This window comes from Streptococcus macacae NCTC 11558 (assembly GCF_000187995.2).
Classification (GTDB): Bacteria; Bacillota; Bacilli; order Lactobacillales; family Streptococcaceae; genus Streptococcus; species Streptococcus macacae.
The window spans coordinates 1,698,289-1,710,619 of the sequence record NZ_AEUW02000001.1; the positions used below are offsets into that span (position 1 = coordinate 1,698,289).

12 protein-coding genes are annotated in these 12,331 nt (G+C 39.6%); 10 read left to right on the forward strand and 2 right to left on the reverse strand.

Annotated elements, in window-relative coordinates:
- Positions 1 to 215: 215 nt before the first annotated feature.
- Positions 216 to 1,361 (forward strand): amidohydrolase, encoded by a 1,146-nt coding sequence (locus STRMA_RS08190; RefSeq protein WP_003081623.1) that lies wholly within the window; start codon positions 216 to 218, stop codon positions 1,359 to 1,361.
- A 94-nt stretch (positions 1,362 to 1,455) separates the two neighbouring features.
- Here the strand turns inward: STRMA_RS08190 and def are convergent, their stop codons facing one another.
- Together def and STRMA_RS08200 are read right to left on the reverse strand one after the other, a co-directional pair.
- Positions 1,456 to 2,070 (reverse strand): peptide deformylase, encoded by a 615-nt coding sequence (gene def, locus STRMA_RS08195; protein WP_003081339.1) that lies wholly within the window; start codon positions 2,068 to 2,070, stop codon positions 1,456 to 1,458.
- 73 nt (positions 2,071 to 2,143) lie between these two features.
- Complete coding sequence (locus STRMA_RS08200; protein ID WP_003078920.1) at positions 2,144 to 2,791, reverse strand: cyclic nucleotide-binding domain-containing protein; 648 nt, start codon at positions 2,789 to 2,791, stop codon at positions 2,144 to 2,146.
- 92 nt (positions 2,792 to 2,883) lie between these two features.
- Here STRMA_RS08200 and STRMA_RS08205 point away from each other — a divergent pair, with 92 nt between their 5' ends.
- The 9 genes from STRMA_RS08205 (at position 2,884) to STRMA_RS08245 (ending at position 12,329) form a co-directional block, all read left to right on the forward strand.
- Positions 2,884 to 4,071 carry an MFS transporter gene (locus STRMA_RS08205; RefSeq protein WP_003080672.1) on the forward strand — a complete coding sequence of 396 codons (1,188 nt, stop codon included), beginning with the start codon at positions 2,884 to 2,886 and terminating at the stop codon, positions 4,069 to 4,071.
- Between the two features lie 178 nt (positions 4,072 to 4,249).
- Entirely contained in the window at positions 4,250 to 4,519 is a 270-nt protein-coding gene (rpsO, locus tag STRMA_RS08210; protein WP_003080647.1) for a 30S ribosomal protein S15, read from the forward strand.
- A gap of 455 nt (positions 4,520 to 4,974) precedes the next feature.
- Positions 4,975 to 7,125: a polyribonucleotide nucleotidyltransferase gene (pnp, locus tag STRMA_RS08215; RefSeq protein WP_003080464.1), complete on the forward strand. Its 2,151-nt coding sequence runs from the start codon at positions 4,975 to 4,977 to the stop codon at positions 7,123 to 7,125.
- Complete coding sequence (locus STRMA_RS08220; RefSeq protein WP_003082247.1) at positions 7,115 to 7,855, forward strand: SseB family protein; 741 nt, start codon at positions 7,115 to 7,117, stop codon at positions 7,853 to 7,855. The genes pnp and STRMA_RS08220 overlap by 11 nt, the downstream gene beginning before the upstream one ends.
- A gap of 18 nt (positions 7,856 to 7,873) precedes the next feature.
- The gene (cysE, locus tag STRMA_RS08225) at positions 7,874 to 8,458 is read left to right on the forward strand and encodes a serine O-acetyltransferase (RefSeq protein ID WP_003079758.1); all 585 of its coding nucleotides are present in this window, start codon (positions 7,874 to 7,876) and stop codon (positions 8,456 to 8,458) included.
- A 211-nt stretch (positions 8,459 to 8,669) separates the two neighbouring features.
- On the forward strand, positions 8,670 to 10,013 hold the full coding sequence (gene cysS / locus STRMA_RS08230; protein WP_003081749.1) for a cysteine--tRNA ligase: 1,344 nt from the start codon (positions 8,670 to 8,672) through the stop codon (positions 10,011 to 10,013).
- Positions 10,006 to 10,401, forward strand: coding sequence for a Mini-ribonuclease 3 (locus STRMA_RS08235; protein WP_003079081.1), 396 nt, complete (start codon positions 10,006 to 10,008; stop codon positions 10,399 to 10,401). The genes cysS and STRMA_RS08235 overlap by 8 nt, the downstream gene beginning before the upstream one ends.
- A gap of 317 nt (positions 10,402 to 10,718) precedes the next feature.
- A complete protein-coding gene (gene rlmB / locus STRMA_RS08240; protein WP_003079699.1) occupies positions 10,719 to 11,459 on the forward strand; it encodes a 23S rRNA (guanosine(2251)-2'-O)-methyltransferase RlmB in 741 nt (246 codons plus the stop codon).
- Positions 11,460 to 11,468: 9 nt separating this feature from the next.
- Positions 11,469 to 12,329: a DegV family protein gene (locus tag STRMA_RS08245; protein ID WP_003082010.1), complete on the forward strand. Its 861-nt coding sequence runs from the start codon at positions 11,469 to 11,471 to the stop codon at positions 12,327 to 12,329.
- Positions 12,330 to 12,331: the final 2 nt, after the last annotated feature.

A 12,331-nucleotide genomic window follows, 5' to 3' on the forward strand; every position in this document is an offset into this window, starting at 1 on the left:
AGCAGTCATCCTTATTTTCATCTACTACCTTATCAGATTGTGGCTGCACAAAAGGAGCTTGGGACAAAAAACAGTCCCAAGCTCCTTTTGGCATGCTATGAACAATAAAGGTCAAAGCTATAAATTTTTCTTATGAGGCCTTATAAAAAATATAAATTAGGCAAGTTGAAAGAGAGGTGATAAGATAGTTTTAAAGGGAATACCGGGAGGGAAATATGCCAGAGCAGTTATATGAAAGATTAGCAGAAATTCGTCATTATCTTCACCAAAATCCTGAAGTTTCAGAAAATGAATTTAAAACCACTGCTTTTATTAAGGATTATTTGAAAAAACTAGGAATTGAGCCTTTGTCCTATCCTTTGAAAACGGGAGTCATTGCAGAGATCGGTTCAAGTAAGCCCATCATTGCTCTAAGAGCTGATATTGATGCTCTGCCTATTATCGAAAAAACAGGGCTTTCTTATGCCAGTGATAATGGAGCTATGCATGCCTGCGGCCATGATTTCCACCAAACCAGTCTTTTAGGAGCTGCTGAGATTCTTAAAGAAAGAGAAGCTGAAATCAAAGGAACAGTCCGTTTGATTTTTCAGCCTGCTGAAGAAAATTTTCAAGGGGGTCGACAAGTCATTGAAGCTGGTGGTATTGACGGCGTTTCTGCTATTATTGGCTATCATAATAACCCTCATTTAAAACCAGGACAGATTGGCCTGAGATCAGGGGCTATCATGGCTGGAGTGGAACAATTTGAAGTAACAGTTGAGGGTATAAGCTCCCATGCAGCACGTCCCGATTTGGGAGTTGATACGGTCTTAACTACCACTATGATTGTCAATAACCTGCAAAGTATTGTTGCACGCACAGTCTCTCCTTTTGATTCTGCTGTTTTATCAGTGACGCATATTGATGTGGGCACTACTTGGAATGTTCTGCCGGCTAAAGGATTTTTTGAAGGCACAATTCGCACCTTTAATCCAGATGTGCGATTAGCCCTTATTGAAAAGTTTAGCAAGATTGTTGAGCAGACAGCAGAGCAATGTGGTGCGAGGGTTTCTATCCAGTGGGGAAATTCGCCTAAAGTGACTTATAATGATACTGCTTTAACACCTATTGTCTTTGAAAATTCCAAGAAATTTGCCCAAGTAATTGAAACCCTGCCATCAACTGGCGGAGAAGATTTTGCTGCTTATCAGGAAAAAATTCCGGGTGTCTTTGCCTTTGTTGGTTCAAATGGTGATGAGAATGCGCCGGACTGGCACCATGATGATTTCATTGTTAAAGACCAAGCCTTACCGACAGCAGTTCATTATTTTGTTGAGAATGCCTTTAAATTATTAGAATACTATGGAGATCAGCATGGCTAAACGTATTATTCGCATGAGCCCTGCTGAATAGCTCAGAAAAATCAAACGAGGCCAAGGACTTTTGTCCCGGCCTCTTTTTGGATTATGGCGGTACTTATTCAATCAAAAGCAATCCTTCCTTGACCTCAAAAGGATTTTTTTCGTTGATACGATCATAGAACATAATGCCATTGATATGATCAATTTCGTGCTGAACGACGATGGCATTATAGCCTTTGAGCTTGATTTTCTTTTTTTCGCCTGCTTTATTGATGTATTCAACAGTAACACGAGAATGACGGATAACATAACCCTCTACTGTACGATCAACAGAAAGGCAGCCTTCACCGTCAGCCAGTGCAGCATCTTGAACAGAATGAGCAATAATCCTAGGATTATACATGACTTCTTCTAATGCATAGGCCTCTTTAGGAGGATTTCCTTCTTTGTCTTCGGGGTTGGGAACTAAAACAGCAATGATACGTTTGGAAATATCTAATTGAGGCGCAGCGAGACCAACACCGCCGCGCAGCCCCATTTTTTCTGCAATGTCAGGATCTTGAGAATTTTTAAGAAACTGAAGCATTTTTTCACCCAAAAGAATATTTTCATCTGATAAAGGGAAGCTGACATCTTGAGCAACTGCCCGTAATGTTGGATTCCCTTCACGAATGATATCGTTCATATCAATCAAATGACTTGGCTTGGTAATTTTTTTGATAGCAGACATGCTCTTCTCCTTGTTTTAATCATATGATAACTATAGCATAAAATGGTTTGTAAATAAAGTTAGAGCAAGCAGCTCAGTCTTTGATTTGCCACTTACTTAACTGCTTTTTATCCCTAATGTGATAATACGGTTTTTGTTTGCCGATAAGGCCCTGTTTTATAAATTCTTGAATGACTCTTAAAAGATGACGGTAACTAACACCGAATGAATCAGCTAAAGTAGCTAGTTCCAGACGAAAAAATCCCTGATTTTGCACAGCCAAAATATGGGTGGCAAGCCGTTCTTTGACTGTATAGGAAAGGTTGGTAGCTGCTCGGACATTTTGGTCATAAAGTGCTTGCGCTAATCCTTGTCCAAGTTTCAAGAGAAAGCTAGGATCTGTTAAGAGAGCTTCTTTATTTTTTGGCAGCGGCAGCTGAATGACCCAAGCTTTTTCAAGAGCCATGACGGAAGAGACGGTTTTTTGCTTAGTCAATAGTTCAATATCTCCAATAAGAGTCGGTTTATCCTGTATGTCTAAAATATGCTCTTTTCCATTAAAAAGACGACGGACGATCTTGATTTTCCCTTTGATAAAATAAGACAGAGCCCTTAGGTCTTCCCCTTGCTGGCAGATAGCCTGGCCAGGTGAAAAGGACTTGACTTGAAGTTTATCAAAGTAGTGGGCAGGAAAAATATTTTCTAGCTTATAGTCTTCTATCCAATCTTGCAAAGATTTCATTTTCTCACACCATTTAGGACATATGTCCTATTTTTCTTTCTTAAGTTTGATTATACTCTATTTAGTTTAAAAAACAAGTCTAAGGAGTTGCTATGAAAAAATTAATGGAGAAAATGAGCCTCTTATCCTTATCTTTTATGTTGGTATCTACTTTTTCAGTATCCCCGGCGCTTCCTAAAATGATCGCTTATTACCAAACATATGGCTATACAGCTTCTCAGGTTGAAGGCCTCATCTCACTGCCGTCTTTTGCTATTCTAGCAGTACTCCTGTTAAATCCTTGGGTTAATCGGATCTTGCCAGAACGTTTGATTATTATTGTTAGTTTGCTCTTACTGTCGACTGGAGGGATCTTGCCTGTTTTTATCCAGCTCTATCCTTTGGTCTTTTTGTCTAGGCTTCTTCTGGGGGTAGGGATAGGTTTGATTAATGCTCATGCTATTAATATTATCAGTGAGCGCTACTTCGGAAAAGAACGCATCCAGATGCTAGGAATCCGGAGTTCAATTGAGGTTCTAGGTTCGGCTGTTTTGACTTTTCTAGCTGGTCAGTTTTTAGTTTTTTCTTGGACCTTTGCTTTTCTTATTTATGGATTTGGTTTTTTAATTTTTATTGTTTATTTTGGGATTATCCCTAAGACTCAAAAAAGAGAAAAAGAGCAAGATAAACAAATAAACGTTCAGTTTAAAGAAGGTTTTACCTTTCGTCAATGGCTTTATATTTTAGGTTTAGCTTCTTATGCTGGTTTTGTGATCTTGATTAATTCTGCCAATACGCTTCGTATTCCGATCCTTGTTGAAAAATTGAGCCTAGGGACAGCCAGACAGGCTAGTTTTATCCTCAGTTTAATGATGTTAATGGGAATTTTAGCCGGCATACTTTTTAGCCCGCTGCTTCAATGGTTTAAAGATTGGTTGATGCTCATGATTACTCTAGCCTTAGGTCTTGGGATGCTAGTGCTTTGGCAGGCGGCTAGCTTCTTACTTTTAAGCACAGGAGCTCTAATAGTTGGTTTCGTTTATAGTTTGGGGGTTACTTTAGTATTTCATAAGCTTTCTGAAACGGTTTTGAAAAAACAGTTGGCGACAGCTACAACTGTCGCTTTAATTGGCTGCAATTTAGGCGGTGCCTGCGCTTCTTTTGTCTTACACTTATTAGCCGCTTATGGGTTCTCAGAACCTAAAGACAGCTTTGGTATCTTTGCAGCCTTAAGTTTTCTTCTTAGTTTCCTGTTATTTATGCCGTTTATGATGAGGACTGTAATAGGAAGCAGAAAATAAAAATGCTATTAACTGTTTTAGTCTCATTTTTAAAGCAGGACAAAAGAACCTGTTCTCATTGACAAACATTTTAAACACTGGTACAATAGCTAATGTCTGTTAGACATATCAACTTTTTCTTGGTTATAGGAAGATGCCGTCCTATCACTCGGATTAAGGATAAAAAAGGAGAAAAATTATGGCAATCTCAAAAGAGAAAAAAAATGAAATTATCGCTCAATATGCGCGTCATGAAGGTGATACAGGAAGCGTTGAAGTTCAAGTTGCTGTGCTTACATGGGAAATCAACCACTTAAATGAGCATATCAAACAGCACAAAAAAGACCATGCGACTTATCGTGGTTTGATGAAAAAAATTGGACACCGCCGCAATCTTTTAGCTTACCTTCGCCGTACAGATGTTAACCGTTACCGCGAATTAATTAACTCACTTGGACTTCGCCGCTGATCCTTGCAGGCTGTTATGGGTGAGTGTTCAAGGCCATAACGGATTTAAACTTTGCTAAATGCCCTGCTATCTCTAACTAAGTTTTAGATTTTGGATGCAGCATTTAGGATGTGGCGTAAATATAAGGTGTATGGCACTGGCATTCCGAAAGTCAGAGGAAATCTCGCTTTCGGAGTGTTTTTTTATTGTAAAAGCAGAAAAGACTCATTTTAAAGAAATTAGACTGTTTACAAGGAAAAAGCAGCTGATATTAAAGTCTTTAAAAAGGGGCTTGTCTGTCTTTTTCTTTTCCTTAAAAATATGTTAAAATGATTAAAATACGTGGTTTTATGCAAAATTAAGAAAATAACAGCAGAGCTATTATGTCATAAAGCTCTGTATCTAGCGATCAGCTGTTTATGTAATTATTTTAATTTTGTAGAAAATACGTAAAAGAAAACTTTCAGGAGAAAAACATGTCAAAACAAGTGTTTGAAACAATTTTTGCAGGTAAAAAATTAACAGTTGAAATCGGTCAAGTAGCCAAGCAAGCCAATGGATCTGCGATCGTCCGCTATGGCAATTCGACTGTTTTAAGTGCTGCGGTTATGTCGAAAAAAATGGCAGGCGGAGATTTCTTTCCGCTGCAGGTCAATTATGAAGAAAAAATGTATGCGGCCGGTAAATTTCCAGGCGGTTTCAATAAGCGTGAAGGACGGCCGTCAACAGATGCGACTTTAACAGCCCGTCTAATTGACCGTCCCATTCGGCCCATGTTTGCAGAGGGTTTTCGCAATGAAGTGCAGGTGATCAATACTGTGCTTTCTTATGATGAGAATGCCAGTGCACCTATGGCGGCCATGTTTGGCTCTTCATTAGCCTTATCTATTTCGGATATTCCTTTCAATGGTCCGATTGCTGGCGTCCAAGTTGCTTACATCGATGGAGATTATGTTATTAATCCCACAGCAGAGCAAAAAAAGGCTTCTCTTTTGGAATTAACTGTTGCAGGAACTAAGGAAGCTATTAACATGGTGGAATCTGGTGCTAAGGAATTATCAGAAGACATTATGCTGGAAGCTCTTTTCAAGGGACATCAAGCCGTTAAAGAGTTAATTGCTTTTCAAGAAAAGATTGTTGCAGCTGTTGGTAAAGAAAAGACTGAAGTTGAACTGCTTCAAGTTGATGCAGATTTGCAAGCTGAAATTATCGCTAAGTATAATAGTGAACTGCAAAAAGCCGTTCAGATTGAGGAAAAACTGGCGCGTGAAGCTGCAACAGAAGAAGTCAAAGAAACTGTTAAGGCGGAATACGAAGAGAAATTTACTGATTCACAAGAGCTGGAACATCTCATGCGGGATGTTGCCGAGATTCTTGAGCAGATGGAACATGCTGAGGTACGCCGTCTTATCACAGAAGAGAAAGTCCGCCCTGATGGCCGTGGTCTTGATGAGATTCGATCACTTGAAGCTGAAGTAGACTTTTTACCCAATGTACACGGTTCAGGTCTTTTTACACGCGGGCAGACTCAGGCACTTTCAGTTTTGACTTTAGCACCTATGGGTGATACACAAATTGTAGACGGTTTAGATGAAGAATATAAAAAACGCTTTTTGCATCATTATAATTTTCCGCAATATTCTGTAGGTGAAACAGGCCGTTATGGTGCACCTGGACGTCGGGAAATCGGACACGGCGCTCTTGGTGAACGCGCTTTAGCTCAGGTTCTTCCAAGTTTGGAGGAGTTCCCTTATGCCATTCGTTTAGTGGCTGAAGTGCTCGAGTCCAACGGCTCATCTTCTCAAGCTTCAATTTGTGCGGGAACGTTAGCTTTGATGGCCGGAGGTGTTCCTATCAAAGCTCCTGTAGTAGGAATTGCTATGGGACTTATCTCGGATGGTTCTAACTATACAGTCCTAACCGATATTCAAGGTCTAGAAGATCACTTTGGTGATATGGACTTTAAAGTGGCAGGGACCCGCGCAGGTATCACAGCCTTGCAAATGGATATCAAGATTGAAGGCATTACCCCGCAAATTTTAGCAGAAGCTCTGGCACAAGCTAAAAAAGCTCGTTTTGAAATCCTTGATTTGATTGAAGCAACCATTCCTGCACCACGTCCAGAATTAGCACCGACAGCACCTAAGATTGATACGATTAAAATTGATGTTGATAAAATCAAGATTGTCATTGGCAAAGGCGGTGAAACCATCGATAAGATCATTGAAGAAACAGGTGTTAAAATTGATATTGATGAAGAAGGCAATGTTGCTATTTACTCTAACGATCAAGCAGCTATAAAGAGAGCTAAAGAAATCATTAAGAGCTTAGTACGTGAAGCTAAAATTGGTGAAGTCTATGAGGCTAGAGTTGTCCGTATTGAAAAATTTGGTGCTTTTGTTAATCTCTTTGACAATACAGATGCTCTTGTCCATATTTCTGAGATTGCTTGGACCCGTACTAATAAAGTAGAAGATGCCTTGGCTATTGGCGATACGGTCACCGTTAAGGTCATCAAAATTGATGAAAGAGGGCGTGTTGATGCTTCTATGAAGGCTCTTTTACCTCGTCCGCCAAAACCTGAAAATATAACAGATATAGATAAAGAAGAAAAACATGATAAATAAATTTAATAAAGAACTTGATATAGCTTTGAGAAGCTTCATCAAGGAACCAGATAATTTTTTAAATAGTTTGACGCTTGTCAACAGTCTCCATTCTTTTCCGGTTTTAGCCAGCGATCAGCCTTATGCTATTGCTTTAGATGGACAAAAAGTGACCCCGGTCTTTACCGATGCAGATGACTTGAAGCTTTTTAGAGCACAGCAAACCAGTGCTAGAAACCAAAATTGGATTGAGCGCACCAGCTTGGAAGTGCTGCAAGAAGCTATTGCTAACCGTTTAAACGGACTTGTTTACAATATTAAACGAACGGGTGATTTTGGAAATTCAACTATTTTTAAGACGAGTGAAATGGTTGAATTTATCAATAACTATACAAGTATCTTGAATAAAGTTTTTAATGAAGATAATCAGGAAGCAGCTATTTTAGACCGCTACTATCTGGTACCTGCTTTCATTAACCCTAAGGAAAACGGTGATTTTGATAAGGGTTTTCCGACCATGTCAAATCCAGACGGTGAGAGCTATATTCCAGTCTTTTCAAATTTACCTAGCTTTGTCAAATGGTATCACGATCAAGAATTTGGCCTTCCTTTCAGAGAGGCGCAAGGTGTGATTATGACCTGGAAAATTGAAGATATTCAAGAATCAGAAACAAAAGATTCAACTTTGGGGATTGTCATTAATCCATTTGATGACAAACAAATTGTTGTCGAATGGTCAGGCCTAAATTAAAAGACCAAAGGAGGCACTATGGGTTGGTGGAGAGAGACCATTGATATTGTAAAGGAGAAGGATCCGGCAGCACGGACCTCGCTTGAAGTTTTTTTAACTTATCCAGGTGTAAAAGCGCTCGCTGCCCACCGGCTTTCCCATTTTTTGTGGAAGCATCATTTTAAATTACTGGCACGAATGCATAGTCAATTTTGGCGTTTTTGGACACAGATTGAAATTCATCCAGGCGCTGAAATAGCTGAGGGGGTTTTTATTGATCATGGCTCAGGCCTTGTTATTGGTGAAACGGCTATTGTTGAGAAAGGTGCCATGCTTTATCATGGTGTAACTTTGGGGGGAACGGGAAAGGAAACAGGGAAACGGCACCCAACTGTTCGCCGCGGAGCTCTTGTTTCTGCCCATTCACAGGTTATTGGACCGGTTGAGATTGGTGCCAATGCTAAAGTTGGTGCAGCAGCCGTCGTTTTAACAGATGTACCAGAAGATGTTACTGTTGTAGGAGTTCCTGCTAAAGTTGTCCGTGTTCATGGTCAAAAAGATGAGCAAGTGATTAAAACTTTGGAAGAGGCCCGCGAGGCAAGTTACTATTCATCTAAATTATGACTTAGCTTTTAAGTTACTAATGCTTTAGATCTGCTAATAAGCGGCTACAGGAGCTGAGATGAGAAAAACTAAGAATGAAAGGAATAAAAGGCGAAGAACAAAATAGGATTTATAACAGTATTAAGGCAAAAGCTTTTTAGACTTAGCTTTTCTTTGAAACTGGTTATTTTATTAATTCAGGTTTTAGTTTGAAGGCCTTTAATAACTTGATATGATTAGAATTTATGATACAATGACGCGCAGTTTGCGGGATTTTCGGCCGATTGAAGAAGGTAAGGTTAAGATGTATGTCTGTGGACCAACAGTTTATAATTATATTCATGTCGGGAACGGCCGGTCAGTAGTGGCTTTTGATACCATTCGCCGCTATTTAGAATATCGAGGTTATGAGGTAACCTATATTTCTAACTTTACAGATGTGGATGATAAAATCATCAAGGCAGCTGCTAAAGCAAGTATGACCCCTAAGGAATTATCAGACAAATTCATTGCAGCTTTCAAGGAGGATACCGCAGCACTTGGTGTTAAACCTGCAACTGAAAATCCTCGTGTTATTGATTACATGGATGAAATTATAGCTTTTATAGCAGCACTCGTTCAAAAAGGCTTTGCTTACGAATCTGAAGGAGATGTTTATTTTCGTGTTGAGAAGGCCTCTCATTATGCTAAATTAGCTAATAAAACGCTTGCAGATTTAGAAGTTGGTGCTTCTGGGCGTACAGATGAAGAAACAGCGCGCAAAGAAAATCCTGTAGACTTTGCCCTTTGGAAATCAGCTAAAACTGGGGAAGTCTCTTGGAAAAGTCCCTGGGGGAATGGCCGTCCGGGCTGGCATATTGAGTGCTCTGTCATGGCTACTGAAATTTTAGGCCATACTATTGATATCCATGGCGGCGGTGCTGATTTAGAATTTCCGCATCACAGCAATGAAATTGCTCAGTCAGAGGCCAAGACAGGTCAGAAATTTGTGAATTACTGGATGCATAATGGTTTTGTTAATGTGGATAATGAAAAAATGTCTAAATCACTGGGCAATTTTGTAACTGTTCATGATGCTTTAAAAACGGTTGACGGGCAAATTTTACGTTTCTTTCTGGCTACTCAGCACTATCGCAGGCCTCTTAATTTCACGGATAAGGCACTTCATGACGCTGAAACAAATCTTAAATATTTGAAAAATACTTATGAACAGCCCTTTACAAGCACTGTAGATGAGGCTGAATTTGCTGCACTTTTGGAAAAATTCCAAGAAGTTATGGATGAAGATTTTAATACAGCAAATGGTATTACGATTGTTTTTGAAATGGCCAGATGGATTAATTCAGGCAATTATAATCAAGCTGTAAAGGATAAATTGGCAGAAATTCTTCAAATTTTTGGTGTGATTTTTGTTGAAGAAGTTTTGGAGGCTGAGATTGAAAAGTTGATTGAAGAACGCCAAGAAGCGCGTGCCAAGAAAGATTTTGCCAAAGCTGATCGTATTCGTGATGATTTAGCGGCGCAAGGCATTAAGCTTCTTGACACCAAGGATGGAGTGAGGTGGAGCCGTGACTGATATAAGACTCCTTAATGGCATGGCTTTGGCTTTTGAAGGAGATGCTGTTTACTCCCTTTATATCCGCCGATATTTAATTTTTCAAGGGCTGACAAAGCCCAATCATCTTCATAGGCAGACAACCAAGTATGTCTCAGCTAAAGCGCAGGCTAAATTAATTCATAAACTCTTACAAGCAGGCTTGTTAACGCAGGAAGAAGAATTGATTTATAAACGCGGCCGCAATGCTCACAGTCATACCAAAGCTAAAAATACCGATATTGTCACCTACAAGATGTCAACGGGCTTTGAGGCGGTGATGGGCTATCTGCACTTATTAGACAGAATAGATCGTTTGGAGGAATTAATTAATTGGTCTATTCGACAGGTTGAAGACGATAGTCTGTAAAGCGTTTTTGATGATAGTTGAGACAAACAAAGAACTTCCAAGCAGCTCTTCTAGTCTATAATGTTTGATTTTTATTCATTGTGGATTAGAAGGGCTTTTATACTGCCTTATTTAAGCGTTCTGATCGATCTTTATAGGAAGGCTTATACTTGCAGCACTTGATTTTTTCTGCTGTTTATCAGCGGATGCAGTGCATTTTAAGAAAGTGGCGACAAACTATTTAAGTTTGGATAAGCTCGCAATTTTAAAATAGATTTTTCATCACTTTTAGAGAAAAGCGTTAGACTTGGCTTAAAGGAGTATGCTATAATTTTCTTATGGAAACGAAAGATATTGTTTATGGCACTCATGCTGTAAGTGAAAGTCTCATTGCTAATACTGGCAATAAACTTTATATTCAGGAAGATTTACGTGGAAAAACCGTCGAAAAAATAAAAAGATTAGCTGCTCAAAAGAAAGTTCCCATTTCTTGGGTAGCTAAAAAAAGATTGTCAGAGATGACAAATAAAGCTGTACATCAAGGCTTTGTTCTGCGGGTGTCAGCCTTTGCCTATACAGAATTGGATGTTATTTTAAGCAGAGCAGAACAAGAAGATAATCCTTTGCTTCTGATTCTGGATGAGCTCAATGATCCTCATAACTTTGGCTCCATCTTACGCACTGCAGATGCAACCAATGTATGCGGAATCATTATCCCTAAACATCGTTCTGTCGGCGTAACACCAGTTGTTGCTAAGACGTCAACTGGTGCAGTTGAACATATTCCAATTGCTAGAGTAACTAATCTTAGTCAGACCTTAACGAAGCTTAAGGAAGCTGGTTTTTGGATCTTTGGTACGGACATAAAGGGGACGCCTTCCACAAAATGGAATACTTCAGGCAAGTTAGCCTTAATTATTGGCAATGAAGGCAGAGGCGTTTCCGCAAATATTAAAAAACAAGTAGATGAAATGCTGACTATTCCTATGAACGGACATGTCCAAAGCTTAAATGCCAGTGTAGCTGCAGCTATTCTGATGTATGAAGTTTTTCGCAACCGTCTACATGCAGCTAAGTAGGAGAGTACAATGACATTTAAAATAATAACAGATTCGACCGCTGATTTGTCAGAAGATTGGGCGAGAGAAAATGATGTGCAGATATTAGGACTGACTGTCCAGCTAGATGGAGTAACTTATGATACAGTAGGCTCTCATCGTCTGACCAGCGAAGTCTTATTAAAAAAAATGGCTGCTGGCAGTCAGCCAACTACCAGTCAGGTTAATGTAGGGCAATTTGAGGAGGCCTTTCGTCAAGCTGTCCAAGCAGAGCAAGCAGTGCTTTATATTGCTTTTTCTTCCGTCCTATCGGGGACTTATCAGTCTGCTGTTATGGCACGTGACCTTGTTTTAGAAGATTACCCAGATGCAAAAATTGAAATTATTGACACCTTGGCTGCGGCTGGCGGAGAGGGTTATTTGGTGATGTTGGCTGCAAAGGCTAGAAAAGAAGGCAAAACACTTGAGGAGACTCAAAAAATCATTTTTGACATAAGCCCTCGTTTGAGAACCTATTTCCTGGTTGATGATCTCTACCATCTGATGCGTGGCGGACGATTGTCTAAAACTTCTGCGGTTGTCGGTAGTTTGGTTAATATTAAACCTTTACTCTGGATAGATGCAAAGGGTAAACTCGTTCCGATAGCGAAAGTACGCGGACGTAAAAAGGGAATGAAAGAGATGCTTAAAGCAGCTAGTCAGGATATAGGACACGATACAGCTGTTGTGGCCTATGCCAATGATAATGAGGCAGCTGAAAGCCTAAAAGAGCAGCTTTTAGCTTCTGAAGGTATCCGTAATGTTCTTATCATGCCCCTAGGTCCGGTGATTTCAACACATGTCGGTCCCAATACTTTAGCTGTCTTTACCATTGGAAAAAAAGATAGATAAGT

Coding starts and splice junctions, on each gene's coding strand:
- pnp (WP_003080464.1), top strand. CDS start 4,975: ATGTCAAAACAAGTGTTTGAAACAATTTTTGCAGGTAAAAAATTAACA.
- STRMA_RS08245 (WP_003082010.1), top strand. CDS start 11,469: ATGACATTTAAAATAATAACAGATTCGACCGCTGATTTGTCAGAAGAT.
- def (WP_003081339.1), bottom strand. CDS start 2,070: ATGTCTGCTATCAAAAAAATTACCAAGCCAAGTCATTTGATTGATATG.
- STRMA_RS08220 (WP_003082247.1), top strand. CDS start 7,115: ATGATAAATAAATTTAATAAAGAACTTGATATAGCTTTGAGAAGCTTC.
- STRMA_RS08200 (WP_003078920.1), bottom strand. CDS start 2,791: ATGAAATCTTTGCAAGATTGGATAGAAGACTATAAGCTAGAAAATATT.
- rlmB (WP_003079699.1), top strand. CDS start 10,719: ATGGAAACGAAAGATATTGTTTATGGCACTCATGCTGTAAGTGAAAGT.
- cysS (WP_003081749.1), top strand. CDS start 8,670: ATGATTAGAATTTATGATACAATGACGCGCAGTTTGCGGGATTTTCGG.
- cysE (WP_003079758.1), top strand. CDS start 7,874: ATGGGTTGGTGGAGAGAGACCATTGATATTGTAAAGGAGAAGGATCCG.
- STRMA_RS08205 (WP_003080672.1), top strand. CDS start 2,884: ATGAAAAAATTAATGGAGAAAATGAGCCTCTTATCCTTATCTTTTATG.
- STRMA_RS08190 (WP_003081623.1), top strand. CDS start 216: ATGCCAGAGCAGTTATATGAAAGATTAGCAGAAATTCGTCATTATCTT.
- rpsO (WP_003080647.1), top strand. CDS start 4,250: ATGGCAATCTCAAAAGAGAAAAAAAATGAAATTATCGCTCAATATGCG.